18 protein-coding genes, 1 tRNA gene and 1 pseudogene are annotated in these 22,800 nt (G+C 71.3%); 16 read left to right on the top strand and 4 right to left on the bottom strand.

The window, feature by feature from the left end; genetic code table 11:
* The first annotated feature begins 58 nt into the window (after positions 1-58).
* Together NBY69_RS05010 and NBY69_RS05005 are read left to right on the top strand one after the other, a co-directional pair.
* Positions 59-1,945: a phospholipase C gene (locus tag NBY69_RS05010; RefSeq protein WP_250298498.1), complete on the top strand. Its 1,887-nt coding sequence runs from the start codon at positions 59-61 to the stop codon at positions 1,943-1,945.
* Between the two features lie 211 nt (positions 1,946-2,156).
* Positions 2,157-2,342 (top strand): hypothetical protein, encoded by a 186-nt coding sequence (locus tag NBY69_RS05005; RefSeq protein ID WP_250298497.1) that lies wholly within the window; start codon positions 2,157-2,159, stop codon positions 2,340-2,342.
* Between the two features lie 90 nt (positions 2,343-2,432).
* Here NBY69_RS05005 and NBY69_RS05000 read toward each other — a convergent pair whose 3' ends face one another.
* Positions 2,433-3,281: a hypothetical protein gene (locus NBY69_RS05000; RefSeq protein ID WP_250298496.1), complete on the bottom strand. Its 849-nt coding sequence runs from the start codon at positions 3,279-3,281 to the stop codon at positions 2,433-2,435.
* Positions 3,282-3,444: 163 nt separating this feature from the next.
* Here NBY69_RS05000 and NBY69_RS37590 point away from each other — a divergent pair, with 163 nt between their 5' ends.
* From NBY69_RS37590 to NBY69_RS04970, 6 genes are all read left to right on the top strand, one after another.
* Entirely contained in the window at positions 3,445-3,603 is a 159-nt protein-coding gene (locus NBY69_RS37590) for a Scr1 family TA system antitoxin-like transcriptional regulator (RefSeq protein ID WP_374211209.1), read from the top strand.
* Positions 3,604-3,623: 20 nt separating this feature from the next.
* Positions 3,624-3,803 carry a DUF397 domain-containing protein gene (locus NBY69_RS04990; RefSeq protein WP_250298495.1) on the top strand — a complete coding sequence of 60 codons (180 nt, stop codon included), beginning with the start codon at positions 3,624-3,626 and terminating at the stop codon, positions 3,801-3,803.
* Positions 3,804-3,838: 35 nt separating this feature from the next.
* Positions 3,839-4,645 (top strand): aminoglycoside phosphotransferase family protein, encoded by an 807-nt coding sequence (locus NBY69_RS04985; protein WP_250298494.1) that lies wholly within the window; start codon positions 3,839-3,841, stop codon positions 4,643-4,645.
* Positions 4,626-5,168 (top strand): nucleotidyltransferase domain-containing protein, encoded by a 543-nt coding sequence (locus NBY69_RS04980; protein WP_250298493.1) that lies wholly within the window; start codon positions 4,626-4,628, stop codon positions 5,166-5,168. The genes NBY69_RS04985 and NBY69_RS04980 overlap by 20 nt, the downstream gene beginning before the upstream one ends.
* 193 nt (positions 5,169-5,361) lie before the next feature.
* A complete protein-coding gene (locus NBY69_RS04975; RefSeq protein WP_250298492.1) occupies positions 5,362-7,980 on the top strand; it encodes an alpha/beta fold hydrolase in 2,619 nt (872 codons plus the stop codon).
* The gene (locus NBY69_RS04970; protein WP_250298491.1) at positions 7,977-8,888 is read left to right on the top strand and encodes an ABC transporter permease; all 912 of its coding nucleotides are present in this window, start codon (positions 7,977-7,979) and stop codon (positions 8,886-8,888) included. The genes NBY69_RS04975 and NBY69_RS04970 overlap by 4 nt, the downstream gene beginning before the upstream one ends.
* Positions 8,889-9,168: 280 nt before the next feature.
* On the opposite strand, the gene NBY69_RS04960 is transcribed toward NBY69_RS04970, so the two are convergent.
* Both NBY69_RS04960 and NBY69_RS04955 read right to left on the bottom strand, forming a co-directional pair.
* Positions 9,169-9,624 (bottom strand): tellurite resistance TerB family protein, encoded by a 456-nt coding sequence (locus NBY69_RS04960; RefSeq protein WP_250298490.1) that lies wholly within the window; start codon positions 9,622-9,624, stop codon positions 9,169-9,171.
* A gap of 120 nt (positions 9,625-9,744) precedes the next feature.
* Positions 9,745-10,386, bottom strand: a complete 642-nt coding sequence (locus NBY69_RS04955) for an HAD family hydrolase (RefSeq protein WP_250298489.1) — start codon at positions 10,384-10,386, stop codon at positions 9,745-9,747.
* Between the two features lie 353 nt (positions 10,387-10,739).
* On the opposite strand from NBY69_RS04955, the gene NBY69_RS04950 reads away from it, so the two are divergent.
* The 6 genes and pseudogenes from NBY69_RS04950 to NBY69_RS04920 all read left to right on the top strand — a co-directional run.
* The gene (locus NBY69_RS04950; protein ID WP_250298488.1) at positions 10,740-11,639 is read left to right on the top strand and encodes an Lrp/AsnC family transcriptional regulator; all 900 of its coding nucleotides are present in this window, start codon (positions 10,740-10,742) and stop codon (positions 11,637-11,639) included.
* A 359-nt stretch (positions 11,640-11,998) separates the two neighbouring features.
* A complete protein-coding gene (locus tag NBY69_RS04945) occupies positions 11,999-13,660 on the top strand; it encodes an amidohydrolase (protein WP_250298487.1) in 1,662 nt (553 codons plus the stop codon).
* A gap of 247 nt (positions 13,661-13,907) precedes the next feature.
* Complete coding sequence (locus NBY69_RS04940) at positions 13,908-15,368, top strand: cytosine permease (protein WP_250298486.1); 1,461 nt, start codon at positions 13,908-13,910, stop codon at positions 15,366-15,368.
* Between the two features lie 208 nt (positions 15,369-15,576).
* Positions 15,577-16,377: an SAM-dependent methyltransferase gene (locus NBY69_RS04935; RefSeq protein ID WP_250298485.1), complete on the top strand. Its 801-nt coding sequence runs from the start codon at positions 15,577-15,579 to the stop codon at positions 16,375-16,377.
* A gap of 540 nt (positions 16,378-16,917) precedes the next feature.
* Entirely contained in the window at positions 16,918-17,484 is a 567-nt protein-coding gene (locus tag NBY69_RS04925) for a ricin-type beta-trefoil lectin domain protein (protein WP_250298484.1), read from the top strand.
* Positions 17,485-17,727: 243 nt separating this feature from the next.
* Positions 17,728-17,945 (top strand): annotated as a pseudogene (locus NBY69_RS04920) (transposase family protein); the annotation flags it as partial.
* A gap of 503 nt (positions 17,946-18,448) precedes the next feature.
* On the opposite strand, the gene NBY69_RS04915 reads toward NBY69_RS04920, so the two are convergent.
* A tRNA-Arg gene (locus tag NBY69_RS04915) sits at positions 18,449-18,521 on the bottom strand.
* A 336-nt stretch (positions 18,522-18,857) separates the two neighbouring features.
* Between NBY69_RS04915 and NBY69_RS04910 the strand changes: the two genes are divergently transcribed.
* Both NBY69_RS04910 and NBY69_RS04905 read left to right on the top strand, forming a co-directional pair.
* Positions 18,858-20,462, top strand: a complete 1,605-nt coding sequence (locus NBY69_RS04910) for a dynamin family protein (protein WP_250298554.1) — start codon at positions 18,858-18,860, stop codon at positions 20,460-20,462.
* A gap of 527 nt (positions 20,463-20,989) precedes the next feature.
* Entirely contained in the window at positions 20,990-22,738 is a 1,749-nt protein-coding gene (locus NBY69_RS04905; RefSeq protein ID WP_250298483.1) for a GTPase, read from the top strand.
* Positions 22,739-22,800: the final 62 nt, after the last annotated feature.

The following is a 22,800-nucleotide window of genomic DNA, read 5'->3' as shown; positions in this document are numbered from 1 at the left end:
CCACACGGCAGCCACCCGGCAGCCACCGGCGACAGTCGACAGCGGAGGCACGGAGAGCATGGTCAGCACAGGGAGAACGGCGGGGCCCGGACGCCGGGCGATACGGTGGGGCGCCTTCGCCGGAGCTGCGGCGCTCACCGTCCTCGGGGGTTCGGCCCCCGCGTTCGCGCAGTCGCACGGCCACCACGGCGGCTCTTCGACGGCCACCCCGGTCAAGCACCTGGTGGTGATCTTCCAGGAGAACGTCTCCTTCGACCACTACTTCGGTACGTACCCGAAGGCGGCCAACACCGACGGCACGAAGTTCACGGCCGACAAGCACACGCCCAAGAACATCGACACCCTCAGCGCGGCCGGGCTGCTGAAGAAGAACCCGAACCAGTACGCCCCCCGGCGGCTCTCCCCGTCCCAGGCGCTGACCTGCGACCAGAACCACAACTACGCGGCCGAGCAGTACGCGGCCAATGGCGGCAAGGCCGACCAGTACGTCCAGAACACCGACTCCGGCAAGTGCTCGGGCAACCTCTTCGGCGAGCCCGGCCTGGTCATGGACTACTACGACGGCAACACGGTCACCGGGCTGTGGAACTACGCCCAGCACTACTCGCTCGGCGACAACTCGTACAGCACCACCTACGGCCCGTCCACGCCCGGCGCGCTCAACCTGATCTCCGGTCAGACGCACGGCGTGACCTCCGTCGACCCGGCCTCCGGCACGGAGCACCCGAAGCAGACCGCCACCCCCGACCCGTACACGGTCCTCTCGCCGGACGCCAAGGGTGTCGGCACGGTCGTCAACGACCCCGACCCGGCGTACGACGATTGCTCGGACGGCGACCACACCAGCAAGAACGCGCTCGCCACGATGCAGGGCAAGAACATCGGCGACCTGCTCAACAAGCAGGACGTCAGCTGGGGCTGGTTCCAGGGCGGCTTCCGTCCCAGCACCGCCTGGAGCGGCAAGCAGGGCGAGTACGCGAAGTGCGCGGGCAACACCCACACCAATGTGGGCGGCGCCGCGTCCGTCGACTACAGCCCGCACCACTCGCCGTTCCAGTACTACAAGTCGACGTCCAACCCCCACCACCTGGCCCCGAAGAACGTCAGCGAGATCGGCCACAACGGTCAGGCGAACCACAACTACGACCTGACGGACTTCGACTCCGCGCTGAAGGCGGACAAGCTGCCCGCGGTCAGCTTCCTGAAGGCCGCGGAGTTCCAGGACGGCCACGCCGCCTACTCCGACCCGATCGACGAGCAGCACTTCCTCGTCGGCCAGATCAACAAGCTCCAGCAGTCCCCGGCGTGGAAGGACACCGCGGTCGTCCTCGCCTACGACGACTCCGACGGCTGGTACGACCACGCGTACGCCAAGCCGCAGAACGGCTCGAAGGACACCGCGACCGGCTCCAACGGCAAGGCCACCGACAGCCCCGCCTGCCAGGCCGGACCGCGCTCGGCGGGCGGCTACGCCGACCGCTGCGGCCCCGGCACCCGGCAGCCGCTGATGGTCATCTCCCCGTACAGCAAGGTCAATTCGGTCGACCACACGCGCACCGAGCAGACCTCGATCACCCGGTTCATCGAGGACAACTGGCACACCGGGCGCATCGGTGACGCCTCCTTCGACGCCCGCGCGAACTCGCTGACCTCGGCCTTCGACTTCAAGCACCCGAACAACAAGCAGGTGTTGCTCAACACGGACGGCTCGGTGCGGTCGGTCGGATCCATCCCGACCCACCCGGGTCACCCGTCGCACCCTGCGCACCCGCACGGCGCGGCGGCGCAGGCGGGCCTCACCGCCCGCTCCGACCTGGCTGCCGGTGACCTCGCGGACAGCAGCCCGTCCCCGGCGGTCCTGCCGGCCGGGATCGCCGCGGCGCTGGTCGCCGCGGGCGGCGTCGCCTTCGCGGTCCGCAGGCGCAGGGGCCGTACGGAGAGCTGACATCTCGGATCCGGGCACGCCCTGTCGCGCCCTGGCGCGCCCGGATACGGGTCGGCCTAGCGCGAACGCATGCCGGATCAAGGGGTGTTGACCGCAGTACGGATCAGACCGTCCCTCCCCGCAGCGTGGTTCCACCACCTGCTCACCGCACCGTTCATCGAGATCGACGGGCGGGAACGCCGGGGACGCTGGGGGGACGACCGAGATCACCGTGGCGCCGGGGCCGCACCGGATCGGCGTCTGCTTCCGCTACCGGGGACAGCGCCGCCGGGCGCGGCTCGCGGAGGCGAGCCGGGAGTTCACGGTGGACGAGTCGGCGCGCCGGGTCGAGATCGAGATCAGGCTCGGCGTGCGCAACGGCAGCGATTTCAGGATCGCCGAGCCGGTCACCCGCTGACCTGACGGAGGCCGCCGGTCACCCTTCCCGAGAAGGGCGACCGGCGGCCTCCTGACGATCCCGGGCCCGCAGAGCGGACCGGCCGGCGACTCAGCCGGCCGTCTGGCCGGACTGCTGCCCCTTGACCGCGTCGGTCAGATCCGCGGTGTCCGAGGCCGGCGGGGCCTTGATGTCCTTCGCGGGGCCGAACTCCTTGAAGTCCATCGCGACCTTCATCGCGCCGATGTCTTCCTTCATCCGGACCGGCATGTCGTGGCCGTCCACCCAGACGTCGTAGGAAATCGAGTCCACGGTCCCGGTGAACTCGCCGAGCAGCGACTTCTTGTCCTCCGGCGAGAGCGCGGCCCCGGCAGCTCCGAGGTCCTCCTTGGACAGAGTGGCCCGGTAGTGGGTGGTCTCCTTGCCGAGGACGGTCTCCTTGCCCACCACCTTGGCGTCCTTGGCGTACTTCAGGGACTTGAGGCCCCGCGTCGGGTCGGCGTTGCTGCTCACCAAGGCGTCCGAGCTTTCCTTGCCCAGAACGGCCGACATGTCGACCCGCATCCAGTGCTTGCCCTTGAGCGGGCCGCTCTTCTGCGGGGTGACGTGGTAGTAGTACGAGCCGTGCGTCATCCGAACATTGATGGTGTCGCCGGACGTCAGCGAGGCCATTCCGGTGGACTTCGCGTCCATCTGCGCGTCGAGGGCGAGACCGTTCCCCCAGGAGTACGTCCCGACCATCTCCGTGGTGGGGGTGCCGGACCCCGAGGTTCTGACATCGACGTCGGCGGAACCGTACTTCTTCGTGCTCTCCGTCGCCCGCTGGAGCGCGGCCAGCGGTTGCGCCGCCACCTTCACGGCTCCGTCGGCCGCCTTCTTGGCAGTGTCGGCCGAACAACCGGTCATCCCCACGACCGCCGCGACCGCCGCCACGCCTATCGCGGCGCTGCTTACCTTCATGTCCCCACCCCTTGTGTTCGCTTGTGGCAAGGAAGTTTAGTTGCCGGGACCGACAGCGAGAGTGGCGAGGTGCAGCTCGAACCACACACCCTTGCCGTCCCGCCCTCCGAGACCGAGCGGCGCACCCGGCTCCGTGCTCTACGCGGGAGGTGCCGTACCCGAGTTGGACACGGTGCAACTGGACGCGGCGCACGGCAGTATCTTCGTCGATGCTGCGCCTCAGATGCAGAAATACCGTGCTCTCTACGAGAAGATCGAAGGCGCGGCGCTCTCCGCCGCCGCGTCGCGTGACTTCATTCACCGCATCGCGCAGGACATGTGAAAGGCCCCGCAGTGCCTCAGATGACCAACTGGCAGAAGTCCTCGTTCTCCGGGACGGGGGACGACAACAACTGCGTAGAGTTGGCCGCGTCCCCCGAGGGGCTGCACCTCCGCGAGAGCGACGCCCCTCGCGCTGTACTCCGTACCGATCCCCACGGTCTGCGCGCTCTCCTGGCTGCCGTGAAGTCCGGCCACATGTGAACCGAGACCGACTTATCGCCCGGTTCGGTCCCCAAGTGGCTTCCTGGTACGACGCGTTGCCCGCCCTTGTCGCTGAGCTTGCCGTCCGGTGGGGGCTCGGCGTCGGCGAGGCCGGGGGAGGCGGTACGTCACGGGTGTACCGCTGCCTACGCGACGGTGAAACCGTATGGCTGAAGCTGACACCGGACCCCGTCATCGCCACCGACGAAGCCGAAGCGCTGCGGGCCTGGGCCGACACCCGTTCCGTCGTCGGGCTGCTCGACCAGGACCTCCGCGTCGGGGCCCTGCTCCTCGCCGGGGTCGAACCGGGAACACGGCTCATGGAGAGCGGCTGGCAACTCGCCCACGTGGCCCGGCTGCTGGTCGAGCTGCGTTCGGTCACGTATGACCGCTCGCCCCAACTGGCGCCGCTCGCCGACCGGATCACCTTCCTGTACGACCTCGCCGACCGCCGTGGCACCGCCGACCCGGACCTGCTGAGCCGGGGACGCGCCGCCGCGCTGGAGATGGCGCGCACCGGGCCCGCCGACGGGCTGGTCCACGGCGATCTGCACCCCGGAAACGTACTGATCGGGGCAGGCGGGCGGCTCGTCGCCATCGATCCCCGGCCGGCCCTCGGCGACCCGGACTTCGACGCCGTCGACTGGGTGATCGAGGGGGTCGAGGACGAGCAGCAGCTGGAGCGGCGGATCGTCGAACTGGCCGCGCTCGTACCGGGGATGTCTGCGGCCCGCGTCCTCGGATGGTGCCGGGCGACCGCGCCGCTCATCGGGGGCGCGCCTGCGTTTCTTGCCCCGTGGCCGCCGCATACCCTGCCCCCTCATGGACAAGCAGCGCGCTGATCAACAGCTACGGCAGATCGCCGGGACCGTGGATCTGGCCCGGACCCTCGGGGTCGATGTCTGGCTTCGCGGGGGCTGGGCCATGGACTTCTTCCTGGGGGAGGTCACGCGGGACCACGGCGACATCGACTGGTTTCTCTGGGCCGACGATGCCCCGGCCCTGGCGGAGGCCCTGCAACGGCTCGGCTGGCAGCCGGTGCCGGGGCCGCCTCCCGGCCTGCAACTCGACTTCGCCAAGGACGGGCTGGAGAGCAGCTTCACGTTTCTGGACAGGGATGCGGACGGCCGTGTCGTGGTCGCGGGCGGCCTCTGGGCCGGGACGCCCTGGCCCGAGGGGATGCTCGATGCCGTGCCCGGTCGTATCGGGGAGTTGCGGTGCGCGATCGTCAGCGCGCGGGTTCAGATCGAGATCAAGCGGATGACGCCCGTCTGGGATCCCGCACGGCCGCGCCGGAGCAAGGACGCCGAGGACATCGTCCGGCTGGAGGCGGCACTCGACGCACCGGGCAAGGGATCCGGCTGAAGGCTCCTGGGCGTTGGCCGTGCGTGGTCGCCGGTGGCGCCGGGACCGTACTGACCGACCGGGGGCTCGGGTGGCGCCGGGACCGTACTCCCGCTGCGGTACGAACCCCCGCGCCGCTACTCCGCCGGTACGCCCGCCAGTTCCCCCCGGGGGGCCCGTCCCCTTGTCGGTGGTGGCGCTTAGGGTTTCAGGCATGAAGCTACGCAAACCCCGCGGCCGGGTCGTCGCCGGCGCGGCTGCCGCGCTCGCCGTCCTGGTCGGGGCCGGTACGTGGACGGCCGTCGCCACCGAAGGCCCCGCGCCCGTGCACCGCGAGGACCGGGTGATGGCGGTGGACGGGGTGCGCCTCGACACCTCGTACTTCACCGCGGGCGGCTCCGGACGGCGGCCCGCCGTGCTGCTGGGGCACGGCTTCGGGGGCAGCAAGGACGACGTGAAGGGGCAGGCGCAGCAACTGGCCCGCGACGGATACGCGGTGCTGACCTGGTCGGCGCGCGGCTTCGGGAAGTCGACCGGGCAGATCGGGCTCAACGACCCCGATCACGAGGTCAAGGACGTGTCGCGGCTGATCGACTGGCTGGCCGGGCGCCCCGAGGTCCAGCTGGACAAGGCCGGGGACCCGCGCGTCGGCGTCACCGGCGCTTCGTACGGGGGCGCCATCTCGCTGCTCGCCGCCGGGTACGACAAGCGCGTCGACGCCATCGCCCCGCAGATCACCTACTGGAACCTGGCCGACTCCCTCTTCCCCGACGGGGTGTTCAAGAAGCTCTGGGCCGGGATCTTCATCAACAGCGGCGGTGGCTGCGTCCGCTTCGAGAAGCAGCTCTGCACGATGTACGACCGGGTCGCCGAGAGCGGCAAGCCGGACGACGCGGCCCGCAAGGTGCTCGACGAGCGGAGCCCGTCGGCGGTGGGGGACCGGATCAAGGTGCCCTCGCTGCTCGTCCAGGGGCAGACCGACTCACTGTTCCCGCTGGGACAGGCCGATGCCGCCGCCCGGCGGATCGAGGCCAACGGCGCGCCCGTCGCGGTGGACTGGATCGAGGGCGGCCACGACGGCGGGAACGCCGAGACGAGCCGGATCGACGGCCGGATCACCTCCTGGTTCGACCGGTACCTCAAGGGCGACAAGGGCGCGGACACCGGGCCCGCCTTCCGGGTCACCCGGACCGGCGGGGTCGATTCGACCGACGGCGCGACCCAGTTGAAGGGCGCGAGCAGCGACACCTACCCCGGCCTGGAGCACGACGGGCACCCGCTCCCGCTGACCGGCCGCGAACAGACCGTCGAGAGCCCGGCGGGCGGCACCCCGCCCGCGATCTCCGCCGTGCCGGGCGTCGCCGCGCTCTCCCAGCTGTCCGGGCTCGGCATGGGGCTCTCCCTGGACTTCCCCGGGCAGAACGCGCACTTCGACACGGCGCCGCTGACCACCGCCCGGACGATCACCGGCTCCCCGACCGTGCGGGTCAGGGTGCGGTCGTCCACCGACGACGCGGTGCTCTTCGGGAAGGTGTACGACGTGTCGCCCGGCGGCAAGCAGCAGGTGCTGCCGCACCAGCTCGTCGCCCCGGTCCGGATCACCGGAGCGAAGGCGGGCCGCACGGTCGAGCTGACGCTGCCCGCCGTGGACCACCGGGTCGAGGCCGGACACCGGCTGCGGCTGGTGCTCGCGTCCACCGACCTCGGCTACGCCTCGCCGGCCGCCCCCGCCACGTACACCGTCTCGCTCGCCGGAACGCACAGCCTGACCGTGCCGACGGTGCCCGCCCTCAGGACAGGCACGGCCGGATTCGCCTGGTGGGTCTGGGGGCTGCCCGCAATCGGCGCGCTGATCGCGGTGGGGCTGCTCGTCTCCCGGCGCAGGACCGTTCCGGCGCCCGATCCCGAACTGGCGGACGTACCCCTGCGGATCACCGGCCTCAGCAAGAAGTACGCCAGGTCGGCCGACCGTTACGCGGTCCGTGACCTCTCCTTCGAGGTCCGGAAGGGACAGGTGCTCGGGCTGCTCGGCCCGAACGGGGCGGGCAAGACCACCACGCTGCGCATGCTCATGGGCCTCATCACGCCCGACGGCGGCGAGATCAGGGTGTTCGGCCACGCGATCCGGCCGGGCGCGCCCGTGCTGTCGCGGGTCGGCGCGTTCGTCGAGGGCGCGGGTTTCCTGCCGCACCTCTCCGGGCGGGCCAACCTCGACCTGTACTGGCAGGCCACCGGCCGCCCCACCGAGGACTCGCACGTCGTCGAGGCCCTGGAGATCGCCGGACTCGGCGACGCCCTGGAGCGCGCGGTCCGTACGTACTCCCAGGGCATGCGGCAGCGGCTCGCCATCGCGCAGGCCATGCTGGGGATGCCCGACCTGCTGATCCTCGACGAGCCGACGAACGGCCTCGACCCGCCGCAGATCCGTGAGATGCGGGACGTGATGATCCGGTACGCGGCCGAGGGCCGGACCGTGATCGTCTCCAGCCACCTGCTGGCCGAGGTCGAGCAGTCCTGCACCCATCTCGTCGTCATGGACCGGGGGCGGCTGATACAGGCCGGGCCGGTCGCCGAGATCACCGGCAGTGGGGACACCCTGCTGGTCACCTCCGCCGAGGAGATCACCGAGGCGCTGGCCGGGAAGGTGGCCGCGCTGCCCGGTATCGGGTCCGCCGTACGGACGGACGACGGGCTGCTCGTACGGCTCGACGGGGCCACCCCGGCCGCGCTCATCGCCGAACTGGTCCGCCTGGACGTGCCGTTGACCGGTGTGGGAGCGCACCGCCGCCTGGAGGACGCGTTCCTCACCCTGATCGGAGGCACCTCCGCATGAGCACGACCGCGCTGTCGGACAACGCACCGGACAACGCGCCGGGCAACAGTCCGGTGACCGCAGCCGGGACCGCTCCCGGCTACCGGGCCCGGCACACCCTGCCGCTGCGCATCGAAGCCCGACGGCAGTGGAAGCGCAGGCGCACGCTGGCCATGGGCGCGGTACTGACGGCTCTGCCGTTCATCCTGGTCGCCGCGTTCGCGGTCGGCGGCACCCCGAACGGCAGCGGCCGGAACGGCCCGACGCTGATGGACACCGCGACCGCCTCCGGCGCCAACTTCGCCGCGACCTGCCTCTTCGTCTCGGCGGGGTTCCTCCTGGTGGTGCCGGTCGCACTGTTCTGCGGCGACACGGTGGCCTCGGAGGCCAGCTGGTCCTCGCTGCGCTACCTGCTCGCCGCGCCCGTCCCGCGCGCCCGGCTGCTCTGGAGCAAGCTGGTGGTGGCACTGGGCTTCAGCCTGGCGGCGATGGTGGTGCTGCCGGTGGTGGCGCTCGCCGTGGGCACCGTCGCGTACGGCTGGGGGCCGTTGGAGCTGCCCACCGGGGGCGCACTCGCCGCCTCCCAGGCGGTACCGCGCCTCGCGCTGGTCGTCGCGTTCATCTTCGTCTCCCAACTGGTCACCGCCGCGCTGGCGTTCTGGCTCTCCACCAGGACGGACGCGCCGCTGGGCGCGGTGGGCGGTGCGGTCGGGCTGACGATCGTGGGGAACGTACTGGACGCGGTGACGGCGCTCGGCTCGTGGCGTGACTTCCTGCCCGCACACTGGCAGTTCGCCTGGGCTGACGCGCTGCAGCCGCAGCTCGAATGGGGCGGAATGATCAAGGGGGCGGCGGTGTCGGTGGCGTACGCACTGGTCCTGTTCGCCTTCGCGTTCCGGGGGTTCGCGCGGAAGGACATCGTGTCGTAGCGGGGAAGCGAGGGGGCCGCCGGGGCCTGCGATGGCGCTGCCCGCGGGGTCGCTCGCCGCCGCGGCCGACCAGGCGGACGGCGTTGCCCGCGCGGCATTCGAGCCGCGATGGAACCGCCTCCACCTGGTCAGGACGCTGCTGTCCACGGCCGCCTTCGCCCTGGCGGTCGGATCCGCCCCGGCGCGATGTCAGCCGGGGAAGACCTGGAAACCGGTAACGGGTCCTGGAGGGACGGCTGTTGCGACGACCGTGGGGTCAGCGGGACAAGGCCGGGGCGGACTACAGGTCGAACTCGGTCGGCGCGATCCCCAGCGCGAAGCACGCCTCGCGGACCACGGCCTGCTCCGACTTGTCGAAGTCGCCGTCGGCGCCGCCGATGACGATGCCGATCTGGATGACGGCACGCGCCTCCGTCGGCTTCTTGCTGACCTTGCCGATGGTCTGCAACACGCTGACCTTGCCGAAGTCGAAGTCCGCCGTGAGCTTCTGGCAGTAGTCGTTGAAGCGGGTCTGGAGGTCGTCCGCCGTGAAGTTCTTCAGCACCTCATTGGTGGCGATCAGCGAAGCGACCCGCTGCCGCTCCGAGGGGTCGATCGAACCGTCGGCCGCGGCGACGAGCGCGCACATGGCCATGCTGGCATCCCGGAACCCGCCGCTCTTGAGGTCGTTCTTCTTCGCTTCGAGCTGCGTCTGCATCGTCTTCGCAGAGTCCTTGAACCGGTCCCACAGGGCCATCAGCCGTCTCCTCGTTCACCAGGTAGATCACCACTTACAGAGGGACAACGGCCGGACGCGGCGGGAAGTGCCCACCGCGTCATCGGGTCTGCCGCCGGGCCGTGATCCAACCGAAGGGCCCTACTCCGCGAGGGCCGCCGCGAGCCGGGTGAGGCTGCTGATCCGCCAGTCCGCAGCGGCCACCACGTCGGGGTCGTCGGCCCACATGTGCCCCCACGGCCCACGCCGCAGATGCACGGTGCGCAACCCGGCGGCCTTGGCGGGGAAGAGGTCGTGCTGCGGATGGTCACCCACGTAGACGGTCTTCTCGGGGGCGGCGCCCGAGGCCGTGACGACCCGTTCGAAGAACCCCGGATCGGGTTTGCTCACGCCCCACTCCGCCGAGGTCACGACCAGATCGGCGGGCAGATCGAGACCGCGCAGCAGCTCACCGGCCTTCGCCGTCTCGTTCCCCGCGACGACGACCCGGTAGCCGAGCTTGCGCAGCGCCGACAGGGCGGGCCGTACGTCCGGGTAGAGGTCGCTCTCGTCGAGATGTTCGCCCCGGCCCGCGACCTCGCGGGCCCGGTAGGCCTCGTTGATGTCCATGCCGGGTTTGAGGAGCCGCAGCGCGTCGTTGTTGTCCCGCCCTTGGGCGGTGACCGCGCCGACGAGCGCGGACACGGTGTGGGTGGGGATTCCGAGCCAGTCCGCCCAGGAACGCCAGTGCCGGTCGTCCCGGGTGAGGGTCTCGCCGACGTCGAACACGATCGTCTCCATCATCGCCTGCACACTACGGGGGCGGATGAGCTGGAGACGGGCCCTCGGCGGGAACACGCGGGCGGGGTTCCGGTGATGCGGGCCACGGCAGCGCCGGAGCCGGTCCGATCCTGACGGAAGCCCCGGCGCGCCCAGCCGGTGAACCGAAGCCCGGCCGGCGGACCGAAGCCCGGCCGGCGGACCGAAGCCCGGCCGGCGGACCGAAGCCCGGCCGGCGGACCGAAGCCCGGCCGGTGGACCGAAGCCCGGCCGGTGGACCGAAGCCCGGCTGCCGGGACGCGGGCCCGGCCCCGGGACCCACGGTGGCCCCCGAGCCCGGCCTCGCGCCCGGCGGCCCGTGACAGACTTACCGTCCGATGAACCTCGACACCACCGACCTCGCGCTCGTCCACCGGCTCCAGGAGGACGGCCGCACGTCCTACGAGACGCTCGCCGCGCAGGTCGGCCTGTCGCGCGCGGCGGCCCGCGCCAGAGCGCTGCGGCTGATCGAGGACGGGGTGGTGCGGATCGTCGGGGTCATCCACCCCGCGGTTCAGGGCCGTACGGTCAGCGCGCACGTGGCGATCGCGGTCGACGGGCCCGCAGCGCCCGTGGCGCGGACGGTGGCCGAACTGTCCGAAGCGGTCTTCGTGACCCTGACCGCCGGACAGCGGCCGGTCATCGCGGAGCTGAGGACGACCGACTTCGACGCGCTGAGCGGCCTGGTGGCGGACATCGGGCGGCTGCCCGGCGTGCGGGGCGTGGACACCACCCCGTACACCCGGGTGCTCAAGGACCCGTATCTGCCGGTGACTTCTCCCGGCGCCGTGACTCTGGACGAGACGGACCACGCGATCCTGCGCGAGCTCCAGTCCGACGGGCGGATGTCGTACGCCGAACTGGCCGACCGGATCGCCATGTCGGCCGCCGCAGCCCGCTCCAGGTCGCTGCGGCTGCTGGAGGCCGGGGTCTTCCGGGTAGCGGCGCTGGTCCGGCCCGGCACGCTGGGAATGGGCCACCTCGCGGGTTTCGCGATGCGGCGCTCCGGCGGTGAGCGCGGGGCGGCCGGGGTGCGCGGCCTGCTGGCCACGGACCAGGTGCAGTTCGCCACCGAGTGCGTGGGACGGGCAGATGTGATCGGCACGGTGGGCGGCGAGACGCTGGCCGACGTGCTCGGGTCGCTGGAGAAGCTGCGCGCGCTGAAAGGCGTGCACGGGCTGGAGAGCTGGCTCCATCTGGAGTTGGTCAAGGAGCGGTACGACTCGCTGACGGGCTGAGCACACCACACCGCCGCGCCCGCGCTCGAACGCAATGCGCCGCCCCATCCGAGGGGACGCACCGCCGCATCCCGGCCCACGGCACCCCGCCCGAACGTTTCGTTTGCCGCCACCCCGCCCCGCGAGACGCTTCGCTCGCACCGACCGCGCCCCGCGAGCGAAAAGTTTCCAGCCTGGCCCTCTGGATAATCGTTCGCTCGCGTCGTACTGTCACATGCAGCGAATCGCTCGTACGCGCCCTTACCGGTCGTCGATTCGTTTCCCGGCCGCTGCTGCCACACCCGCACCGGCGCCCGAGCGGCCGACAGCGCCCGCCCTCCGGGACCGCACGCCCTTTCCTGCACTACGGGAGCACCCTCATGGCCACCACCACACCCGCAGCACCCTCGGACCGCACCCTCCTCGTCACCGGCGGCACCGTCCACACCCTCACGCCCTCGGGCCGGACCGAGGCGCTCGCCGTGCGCGGTGAGCGCATCGTGCACGCGGGTACGGCCGACGACTGCCGAGCGGCGCTGGACGGCCGGATCGACACGCGGCTGGACCTCGAAGGGCGCCACCTGCTGCCCGGCTTCGTCGACGCCCACTGCCACCCGGTCATGTACGGACAGAACCTCGCCTGGGCCGACGTGCGGCCGGAGACCGTCCCGGACATCGACGGCCTGGTCGCCGCGCTGCGCGCCCACGCCGGAGGACTCCGCCCCGACGCGGCCGTCCGGGGCTTCGGCTACGAGCACCGCAGGCTGGCCGAGGGCCGCCACCCCACCTGCCACGACCTCGACCGCGTCGCCACCGACCGCGAGGTCTACGTGATGAACGCCTCGGGCCACGGCGGCGTCGTGAACACCTACACGCTGCGCAAGTACGGCATCACGGCCGGCACCCCCGACCCGCTCGGTGGCCGCATCGGCCGCACCGCGTCCGGCGAGCCCAACGGCGAACTCTGGGACGGCGCGTGCGACCTGCTCACCGGCCCCGACGGCGTGAAGATCACCAACCACGGCCCGAACTTCCACCTGGACGACCCCGAGGACGTCATGCGCGGGCACCTGCTGCGCGCCCAGGAGACCTTCCTCGCCGCCGGTGTCACCACCATCGGCGACGCCCAGGCGTCCCGCCGCGAGCTGGGCACCTATCTGCGCGCCCGCGACAGCGGTGACCTGCGGATGCGTACCTCCGTCTATCTGACGTCCGCACTGCTGGACACCGCGCTCGACCTCGGTCTGAGCCACGCGCTCGGCGACGACTCGCTGCGCATCCAGGGCATCAAGCTGTACGCGGACGGCACGCTGGGCGGCTGGACCGCGTACTTCCCCGAGGGGTACGTCTCCGACTGCTGCAACCACGGGCAGCTCTACCACGACCCCGCCGAGTACGCGGAGCTGGTGCTGCGCGCGCACCGGGCCGGGTTCCAGACCGCGACCCACGCGCAGTCCCCGTACGCCATCGGCATGGTCCTGGACGCGGTCGGCGAGGCGCTCGCCGACACGCCCCGCCAGGATCCCCGGCACCGCATCGAGCACTGCGGGCTGCCCACCGACGACGAGATCGCCCGGATGCGGGAGCTGGGCGTCCACGCCGTCCTCCAGCCGCAGCACCATCTGCGTACCGGTGACGCCACGCTCACCGCGATCGGTGACCTCGGTCACCGTTACAACCCGGCGGGACTGCTCCGGTCCGCCGGTACCGAGTTCGCCTTCAGCTCGGACGCGCCCGTCGCGCCGCCCCGCCCGTTCGAGGCGATCGCCGCCGCCGCGAGCCGGGAGACCGTCCTGGGCACCCGGCTCGGCACTCCGGAGATGCGGCTGGCCGTCGCGGACGGCATCCGGGCGCACACGCTCGGAGGAGCGCGCGCGCTGCACCGCGAGAACGAGGCGGGCAGCCTGCGTGCCGGCGCCTTCGCCGACTTCGTCATCACCTCCGCCGACCCGTACGGGATCGAGGATCTCGGGACGCTCGCGACGACCGGCGTCGACGAGACCTGGATCGGCGCCCGCCGGGCCTGGGCCGCGACTGCCTGACCGGGGACCGGCCGGCGGACGGGCCACCCGACCTGCTCACAGGCCCGTCCGCCGGTTCGTCCGCCGGTTCGCCCGGTGGTCTGCCGGCCCCGGCGGTCCCTCGGTTCGCCCGGCGGTCCACGGGTCCCCCGGCCGGTGATTTGTCCGGCCGGCGCACCATTGATCCCAGGCTGTTCGCCGATCCCAGGCTGTTCACCGATATCGGCACACCGCGCCCGCGGCTCGCCACCGTGAAGGAGTACCAACGATGAGCACCACCGCACAGCCGGGCCCGCCGGGAGCCCGCGTCGCCGAGAACGCCGACGGCGGGCCGGGCCCCGCCGCGAGCGCGGTCGAACAGCACGGTTACGACTTCATCCCCGAGTCCGAGCGCTACCTGACCCCGCGCCAACTCGGCTTCTTCTGGGCGGGGATCAACTCGTACCAGTTCTTCTTCGTACTCGGCGCCGGAGCCATAGCCCTCGGCCTCTCGCTCCTCCAGGCCGTGGTCGCGGTCGTGCTGGGCAACGCGCTCTTCGGGCTCGTCGCGTACAGCTCGATCGCCGGGCCGCGGGCCGGACTGCCCGCGCTGACGCTGAGCCGGGCGCCGTTCGGAGTGTTCGGCAACCGCATCAACGCGCTGTTCACCTGGGCCATGTCCCTGGGCTTCAAGACGGTCAACGGGCTCCTCGGCGTCTTCGCCGTACTCGCCCTCTTCGACCGGCTCGGCTGGCACCACTCCGGCGCCCCCGGCAAGATCCTGGCGACCCTGCTCGTCCTGGGCGCGGCCATCGTCATCGCCGTCACCGGACACCGGCTGCTGGTCAAGGTCCAGCCGTACTTCGCCGTGGTGGTGGCCGTGATCTTCGCGCTGCTGCTCTGCTACACCGTCGGCGGCGTGGACTGGCACTGGCAGCCCCCGCACCACTCCGGGGGCGGTGGCAACTGGCTCGTCCTGATCCTCTCCGCCGCCGCGCTGATCGCCTCGGGCTCCCTGTCCTACCTGGTGGTCTCTCCCGACTACGCCCGCTACCTCCCGTCGGACACCCCGGTGCGCAAGGTCTTCCCGAGGGTGCTGGGCGGCGGCGCGGGCATGGCCGTCTACCTGGGCATCGTCGGCGTCCTCGTCGCGACCCGCACCGACCTCACCGACCCGGTCGCGGGCGTCCAGCCCCTCGTACCGGCCTGGCTGTACGTCCTCTACATCGCGGCCTGCTTCATGGGCTCGATCTCCAACAACGCCTCGGTCTTCTACTCGTCGGGCCTGGCCGTCCAGGCCGTCGGCATCCCGCTCAAGCGCTGGCTCGCCACCGCCCTGGACGCCACGCTCGCGCTGGCCGCGGTGCTGCTGATCCTCTTCGTGTACGACTTCGAGACCGCCCTCAACGACTTCCTGTCCCTGGTCAACGTCTGGGCGGGACCGTTCGCCGCGGTCTGGATCGTCGACGGCATCCTGCGCCGCTGGCACTACGACCAGCACGACATCCACACCAGCGACCGCAGCAGCCGCTACTGGGGCAAGGGCGGCGTCAACGTCCAGGGCCTGATCGCTCTCGTCTGCGGCATGGGTACCGGCCTGCTCAGCATCAACTCGCCGCTGCTGCACGGCTGGCTGAGCGGTCACCTCGGCGGCGCCGACGTCTCCTGGTTCCTGCCGATCCTGGTCTCGGGCGCGGTCTATCTCGCGCTGGCCGGACGGCGCGTACGAGGGGAGCGTGCGACGGCCTGAGCGGAGTGCGGGCGCCGTCTCCGGCAGGGGGGAGATCGCGCACGGAACGGGTGCCCCGGCGCCGCGTCCGGAGGTCGTGCGGGCAACACCGCCCACTCGCACAGGTGTTGGTGTGTGGCACGATCTTCGGAGCGGCGATCCGCGGAGGCAGGGATACCGGCCCGCGTCTCGCTCGCCGCGCTGCGTTCAGATCCTTGGAGGAAACCCCATGTCGACAGAGTCGTCCCGTCCGCAGCAGTCCCGGTCGACCGCGCCGATCGACACCAGCAAGCCGCACCCGGCACGTGTCTACGACTACCTCCTCGGTGGCAAGGACAACTACCCGGTGGACCAGGCGCTGGCCGAGAGGCTGACGGTCGAGGCGCAGGAGGGGGCCAGGGAGAACCGCGCCTTCATGCACCGTGCGGCCGACTGGGTGGCCCGCAGCGGCATCGATCAGTTCCTCGACATCGGCACCGGCATTCCGACCGAGCCGAACCTCCACCAGATCGTCCAGGGGATCAATCCGCTGGCCCGGGTCGTCTACACCGACAACGACCCGATCGTCCTGCGGCATGCCGAAGCGCTGCTGGTCAGCACGGTGCAAGGCGCCACCGACTACATCGAGGCCGACGTCCGCGAGCCCACCCGGATCCTCGAACACGCCCGCAAGCTGCTGGACTTCAACCGTCCGGTCTGCGTCTCGCTCATCGCCCTCATGCACTTCGTCCCCGACGAGGACGACCCGTACGGCATCACCCGTACGCTGGTCGACGCCCTGGCCCCCGGCAGCTGCCTCGTGCTCTCCCACCTGACGGCGGACTTCCTGCCCGAGGAGCGGAACAAGGTCGGCGAGTACCGGGCGAGCGGGATCAACCTGCGCCCCCGGAGTCGGGCCGAGGTCGAGCCGTTCTTCGAGGGCCTCGACCTCGTCGAGCCGGGCCTGGTCACCCGCTGGTACAAGGACACGCCGGCCCCGGTGAGCACCGGCATCGAGCTCGGCTACTCCGGAATCGCGTACGTCCGCTGAACCCGTGGCCGGCTCCGCCCGGCCACGGAAGCCCCCGGGTTCTGAGCTGGCCGGATGCAGAGCCAGGACGGCTTGCACGAGGGCTGTGATCCGGGTGGTGGAGCACCGGATTTTGCGGAGCAGCCGCTCTCTTGGTCGAAAATCCATCTACCAGGGGCTTCATCACGTTGTCAGCCCAACGGGCAAGCTGACGCACCAAGTTGAAGAGATTTCCGTGAGCCGCAAGCCCAGGCTGATGTGTTCTCAGCCGACCCGAGCACGCGGGCGCTGCTTGCGGGTGGTTCGCTCTCAGCAGTGGCGTGCATGGATACAACGCCGAAACGTGTGTCCCTGCAGGTCAGTGGTACCTTTTTGCTGGCAGGGTGTCAGATCGCTTCGTCCCACTGAATACCCAGGGGCAACTCCGCACACTGTGCTTGCCCGAGGCGGGCGGACGGAGTGAACCAGACCGCTGGACCCCTCGTCTTGCAAGGCGACGCCCGACTGGCGTCTTCGCCGCGTCGAAGGCGGCACACACCTGTTCCGAAAGGCATGGCTCAGATGACCATTTCACGTGCACGATCAGGCAGCACATTCTCGTGGTTGCGAGGCAAGCGATCCAAGCTGGCGCTGGCGGCGGTATCGGCCGGCGCGCTCGCGCTCACCATGGGCAGCGCCGGATCCGCAAGCGCGGACCAGAACGCGCAGCTCCATTCCATCTTCGTGTATCCCACGGGCGGGGCTCCCATAGCATGCCTGGACATCCTGGGCGGCTCCGCCGCGAACGGCACCCCGGTCCAGGCCTACGACAAGTGTCACTTCGATGGGTCGGTGACCGCCTCCCAGACGTGGACCGAAATCACGGCCGGCAGCACCATCCGGTCCGCTGTCTCCGGCAAGTGCCTGGACATCGTTGGCGGCGGGAAAGCCGCCGGCACCAAGGTGGACATGTACACCTGCAACGGCACTGGCGCCCAGGTCTGGATACGCAATGCCAACGATTCCTTGTACAACCCCCAGTCCGGCAAGTGCCTCGACGTCCCGGGCGGCGCTACTGGGGTCCAGGTACAGATCTGGAACTGCACCAACTCCTCCGACCAGCTTTGGCTGCAGCGTTTTGGTAAATGACCTGGGCTGATATGCGCGACACGCCGTGCGCTGTATCCGCGAGTAGCGGCCTGACCGCGGAACGGCGGGCGTTCCGGGCCCTGTTGTGGCTGGAGGCAGTCGAGCGGTTCAGGCGCGATGAACCCAATACAGGCAAAACACGGACGAACACCAAGAGAGCCCTCCACCCTGACCGTGTGGGCAGGTAGTTGGGGGCGGTGGCTGGACGTGAAGAAGCTCCTGGTAGGCGGGTTCACAAGCAAGATCGCCTGTCCCGCCAGGAGCTTCCGCGTTCTTGTCCACCCGTCTGGCGTCGATGTCCACCTCGGTCCTGCGCTGCCTAGCCACTCGGCGGCGGACCAGCCGCCGTCGCGGGCCCCCGGTGGCGCCGGCTGCCCGTCGACCGGCAAGCGCTCCTGTTCCTCGCCCACTTGCGCTCGGGACACACTTACCCCCACCTCGCCGCCGGTTTCGGGATCGGCTCACACGCAAACCCGCGCACCCGTCGAGCGGGCCATCGGATCGCGGGCATCCCGGGATGCCGCAGCCGGCCGAGCGGCGCCGCTTGATTCCCGCCCGGGCATCACCAGCGCTCTGCCCGTCCTTGCCGTCCGTCCCTTCTCCCCGTCGGATCCCGTCGGGCTCCGTCGGACCCATCCGGTCCTCGTCCCGGAACGGGCACCGGTGCCTCGGCGTGATCCGGCAGGTTGTCGACGGCTCCCGTCGGAATCCGGTGCGGTGGGCGTCCCGCCTTTCGCTTTGATCGGTGCGCGCAGCACCCGTACGCCGTCGGCGAGCGTCGATACGGCGGTGCCGCTCCGGATCACAGTTGTGGAAAGTGCCGGCGCAGGTGCTGCGGCCCCTGTCGCCCGGCCAGGGCTTCTCCGTGCCCTGCCCTTACGCCGTCACTACATCGTTCTCGCTACGTTCCCCAGACCTGAAAAAGCCCTCCCGTGAGGGAGGGCCGGCCGCAGTGCGGCGAGAGTGCCCCCGGCAGGACTCGAACCTGCGGCCAAGCGCTTAGAAGGCGCCTGCTCTATCCACTGAGCTACGGGGGCCGATGGTGGCCTCGGCGGCCTGGAGCCCCGGTGATACGGGTGCGTGACCTTGCCGGGGACCAGGATAGGGCTCCGTTCGCCTGCTCCCCGTTGCTTCACCTCCGTGGCACGATGTGGAGGTTCGGTGAAGCGAACTGATAATCGCAGGCAGGTGCGATTTGCGCACGGCTTTTGACGTCTCATGTCGCGGGTGTTGTGTACTCGTTATGCCTGCGTCCCACTCGTCCCGAGTGTCCCGCGTGTCCTAACGGCCCTGATCGGCCCCGATTGGCGCGCAGAAGTGGCTATACGCTTCAAAAAGCCAATTAAATTGGGCATTCTTCGCATGTGGTGACCTTGGATGTACGGCCTCAGCTGATTGACGCACTCTCCGCCCTGCGTGACCGAGTCGCCGCCGTGCGCCTTCCGCTTCCCCTCCCGGGGGCACCGCGCGCACGACGGACGCGGACGGAACTGCTGGCGCAGCTCGACGACTATCTGGTGCCCCGGCTCAGAGCCCCGGAGGCGCCGCTGCTCGCCGTGATCGGCGGGTCGACCGGCGCCGGGAAGTCCACCCTCGTCAACTCCCTGGTGGGCCGGCGGGTCAGCGAGGCCGGGGTGCTCCGGCCCACCACCCGGACCCCGGTGCTGGTGTGCCATCCCGACGATCATCACTGGTTCTCCGGGCTGCGGGTCCTGCCCCAGCTCACCCGCGTATGGCTGCCGCAGCAGGACGACACCGGCGAGGACGACGGGCCTCCGGAGCCGCACGGTGCCACCAGCGGCGCACTGCGCGTCGAAGTGGTGGAGAACGTGCCGCGCGGGCTCGCCCTGCTCGACGCTCCCGACATCGACTCGCTCGTCGCGGGCAACCGCGCGCTCGCCGCGGAGCTGATCTGCGCCGCCGACATCTGGGTCCTGGTGACCACGGCCTCCCGGTACGCCGATGCCGTGCCCTGGCATCTGCTGCGTACCGCCAAGGAGTACGACGCGACGCTCGTCACCGTCCTCGACCGGGTGCCCCACCAGGTCGTCGGAGAGGTGTCACGGCAGTACGGCGCCCTGCTCACCCGCGCCGGGCTCGGGGACGCGCCGCGCTTCACCATCCCCGAGCTGCCCGAGTCCGCCGGCGGCCGGAGCGGGCTGCTGCCCACCACCGCCGTCGCACCCCTGCGCGCCTGGCTCACCCACCGCGCTCAGGATCCGGCGGCCAGACAGCAGTCGCTGGACCGCACGGCGAGTGGCGTGATCGATTCGCTCGGCGCGCGGATGCCCGAGCTGGCCGCGGCGGTCGCGGTGCAGTACTCGGCGGCCGTACGGCTCACCGGCACGGTCGAGGAGGCGTACCGGAGCGAGGGCGAGCGGGTACGGGCGCGGCTCAAGTCCGGGGCGGTGCTGGCCGGGGACGCGCGGACCCGGTGGCGCGGCTACCCGCTCGACAGCTCGTCCGAGGAACTGCTCGACGCGCTGGTGGAGAGCCTGGCCGTGCTGCTCCAGTGCGCGGTGGCCGCCGCCGACGAAAGGGTCCGCGAGAGCTGGCGGCGCGAACCCGCCGCCGACGGGCTGGAGATGGAGGCGGTGGAGACCGGCGAGCGGGTCGGGCTCGCGGTACGGCGCTGGCGGCGGGTCCTGGAGGAGCTGGCCGACGAGGAGGTGCGGGAGCTGGACCACTCGCCCGCGCCCGACCCGGAGGCGGTCGCGGCCCTGCTGGCTGCCGCGCTGCTCGGCGGGAAGCGGGCACGCAAGGCGGGGGAGCGGTTGGCCGAGCGGATCGGCGCACAGGGAGCGCTGCGGCTCCGCGACAAGGGGGCGGAGCTGGTCAGCACATACATCGACCAGGTGCTCGGCGCCGAACGCGACCGTCGGCTGGCGCCGCTGGACGCCCTCGACGTGAGCCCCGAGCCGCAGGCCGAGCTGATCGCGGCGTTGTCCGTACTGCAGAAGGAGAGGTGCCCGCGATGAGCGAGGCGACTGGGGTGACCGAGGCGGCTGGGGTAACTGGGGTGGTTGGGGTGGCTGGGGTAACTGGGGTGGCTGGGGTGTCCGGGGCGGCTGGAGCGACCGGGATGGCTGAGGTGGCGGTGTCTGCTGGGTCTGCTGGGCCCGCTCTGTCAGCTGTGGTGACTGATGCGGTTGAGAAGGCTGAGACGGCCGAGGATCGCTGGGGCCCGGAGCCGGACGAGAAGGCAGGTGCGGACCGTACTGCCGATGCGCCCGGGGGCTACGACTTGTCAGGGACCACTGGGACCGCCGAGATGATCGAGGCCGCTGAGGTCACCGAAACCTTCGGGGCCTGGAGGGTTGCTGAGGCCTCCGGGATCGGAACCGCCGTGACTGCCGAGACCGCCGTGACTGCCGGGGCCACTGGGATTGCCGAGACTGCAGGTGGGATTGCCGAGACTGCAGGGACTGTTGGGACTGACGGGGCCACCGGGACCGCTGAGACGGCGGGGGCTGCAGGGACCGCCGGGACCGGCGGGAGCCCAGCGATGCCCGGACAGGTCGGCCACCGCTGGGACGACGGCTTCATCGCCCGGCGGGCGGCCGGGCGCGACAGCGCGCCGGGCAGCGCCCGCGACTTCGACATGCGCCCGCTCCCCGAGTCGTACGAGGACTTCCCGCGCTCCGTGTCGTACGGCGCCGACCTGCGCGCCCGGCTGGACGCCCTGCGGGAGCTGGTGGGCCTCTCCCGTACCCGGCTCGAAGGTACGACGCTGACCGAGGCGGGCAGGGTCCTCGACGAGGCGTCCGCCCGCCAGCGGCTCTCCTCGCAGCACACCGTCGTCGCCATCGCGGGTGCGACCGGCAGCGGAAAGTCGACGCTCTTCAACGCCCTCGCCGGGGTGGCGATCTCGGAAACCGGGCTGCGCAGGCCCACCACGTCCGCGCCCCTCGCCTGCAGCTGGACGGACGGTGCCGCCGGGCTGCTCGACCGGCTCGCCATCCCCGGGCGGCTGCGCCGCAGGCCCTGGATGAGCGCGGGCCCCGGCGACGAGCTGCACGGCCTCGTACTCATCGACCTGCCGGACCACGACTCGGCGGTGACCGCCCACCGTGACCAGGTGGACCGGGCGATGGAGCTGGTCGACGCGGTGATCTGGGTGGTCGACCCGGAGAAGTACGCGGACGCGGCCCTCCACGACCGCTACCTGAAGCCGCTCGCGGGCCACGCCGAGGTCACCTTCGTGGTGCTCAACCAGATCGACAGGCTGCCCGGTGACGCCGCCGACCAGGTGCTCGACGATCTGCGCAGGCTCCTCGACGAGGACGGGATGGCACTCGGCGAGCACGGCGAGCCCGGTGCCACCGTCCTCGCGCTGTCGGCGCTCACCGGGGACGGAGTGGGCGAACTGCGGGAACTGCTCGGCCGGTTCGTCCGCGAGCGGGGCGCGGCGGCACGCAGGCTGTCCGCGGACGTGGACGCCGCGGCGGACGAACTGCGCTCGGTGTACGTGGCCGAAGGGCACTCCGGGCTCGGCGAACTGGCCCGCGAGGAGTTCGGCGACCGGCTCGGCGACGCGGTGGGCGCGGCGGCGGCGGGCGAGGCCGCGGAGCGCGAGTGGAGCAGGAACGCGGTGAAGGCCTGCGGGACGCCGTGGCTGAGGCTCTGGCGCTGGTACGAGTCCACGCGCGCGCCCGGCGGCCTCGAACAGACGGCGGCGGTCACCGAGCCGGAACCGGCCGGGACGGAGCCCACCGCCCGGCAGCGGGTGGAACAGGCCGTGCGTACGGTCGCCGACGAGGCGACGGACGGGTTGCCCGCGCCCTGGGCGCAGGCGGTGCGCGAGGCGGCCGTACGCGGGGCCGACGGGCTGCCCGAGGCGCTGGACGAACTGGCGGAGGCGACCGTTGCGCAAGAACCGGGCGGCCGTACGTCCCGGCCCGCCTGGTGGCCCGCGGCGGTACTGGCCCAGGTGATGATGACGGTGCATCAGATCCTGGGCGTCCTATGGCTGTTGGGTGAGACGGTGGGCGCGCTCGACGCGGGCCCGCTGACGCCGCTGCTGGTGATGGTGGCAGGCACCGCGGGCGGGCCGGCCGTGGAGTGGGCCTGCGGAATGGCGGTACGGGGCCCGGCCCGCCGGTACGGGCAGGAGGCCGAGCGCAGGCTGCGGGAGGCCGCCGGGGCGTACGGCCGGGCAAAGGTGCTGGACCCGGTGGCCGCTGAGCTGCTGCGTTACCGGGAGGTGCGGGAGCAGTACGTGACGGTGAACGGGTTGTCCACAACCGGCAAGTAATCCACAGGCGCAAGCAGAGTCGGCCTCCCCGGGCCAGCATGGAAACCGCAACGGACAAGCAG

Source organism: Streptomyces sp. A 4/2, from assembly GCF_940670765.1.
Lineage (GTDB): Bacteria > Actinomycetota > Actinomycetes > Streptomycetales > Streptomycetaceae > Streptomyces.
Note: the sequence above shows the minus strand (reverse complement) of the source record. Positions and strands in the feature narration are given on the sequence as shown.

Bases quoted from the DNA above. Each gene is read 5' to 3' on its own strand.
- NBY69_RS04975 (WP_250298492.1), top strand. From the start codon at position 5,362: ATGAAGCTACGCAAACCCCGCGGCCGGGTCGTCGCCGGCGCGGCTGCC.
- NBY69_RS04945 (WP_250298487.1), top strand. From the start codon at position 11,999: ATGGCCACCACCACACCCGCAGCACCCTCGGACCGCACCCTCCTCGTC.
- NBY69_RS04935 (WP_250298485.1), top strand. From the start codon at position 15,577: ATGTCGACAGAGTCGTCCCGTCCGCAGCAGTCCCGGTCGACCGCGCCG.
- NBY69_RS04955 (WP_250298489.1), bottom strand. From the start codon at position 10,386: ATGATGGAGACGATCGTGTTCGACGTCGGCGAGACCCTCACCCGGGAC.
- NBY69_RS04970 (WP_250298491.1), top strand. From the start codon at position 7,977: ATGAGCACGACCGCGCTGTCGGACAACGCACCGGACAACGCGCCGGGC.
- NBY69_RS05010 (WP_250298498.1), top strand. From the start codon at position 59: ATGGTCAGCACAGGGAGAACGGCGGGGCCCGGACGCCGGGCGATACGG.
- NBY69_RS04960 (WP_250298490.1), bottom strand. From the start codon at position 9,624: ATGGCCCTGTGGGACCGGTTCAAGGACTCTGCGAAGACGATGCAGACG.
- NBY69_RS04990 (WP_250298495.1), top strand. From the start codon at position 3,624: ATGACCAACTGGCAGAAGTCCTCGTTCTCCGGGACGGGGGACGACAAC.
- NBY69_RS04925 (WP_250298484.1), top strand. From the start codon at position 16,918: ATGACCATTTCACGTGCACGATCAGGCAGCACATTCTCGTGGTTGCGA.
- NBY69_RS04905 (WP_250298483.1), top strand. From the start codon at position 20,990: ATGCCCGGACAGGTCGGCCACCGCTGGGACGACGGCTTCATCGCCCGG.
- NBY69_RS04950 (WP_250298488.1), top strand. From the start codon at position 10,740: ATGAACCTCGACACCACCGACCTCGCGCTCGTCCACCGGCTCCAGGAG.
- NBY69_RS05000 (WP_250298496.1), bottom strand. From the start codon at position 3,281: ATGAAGGTAAGCAGCGCCGCGATAGGCGTGGCGGCGGTCGCGGCGGTC.
- NBY69_RS04940 (WP_250298486.1), top strand. From the start codon at position 13,908: ATGAGCACCACCGCACAGCCGGGCCCGCCGGGAGCCCGCGTCGCCGAG.
- NBY69_RS04980 (WP_250298493.1), top strand. From the start codon at position 4,626: ATGGACAAGCAGCGCGCTGATCAACAGCTACGGCAGATCGCCGGGACC.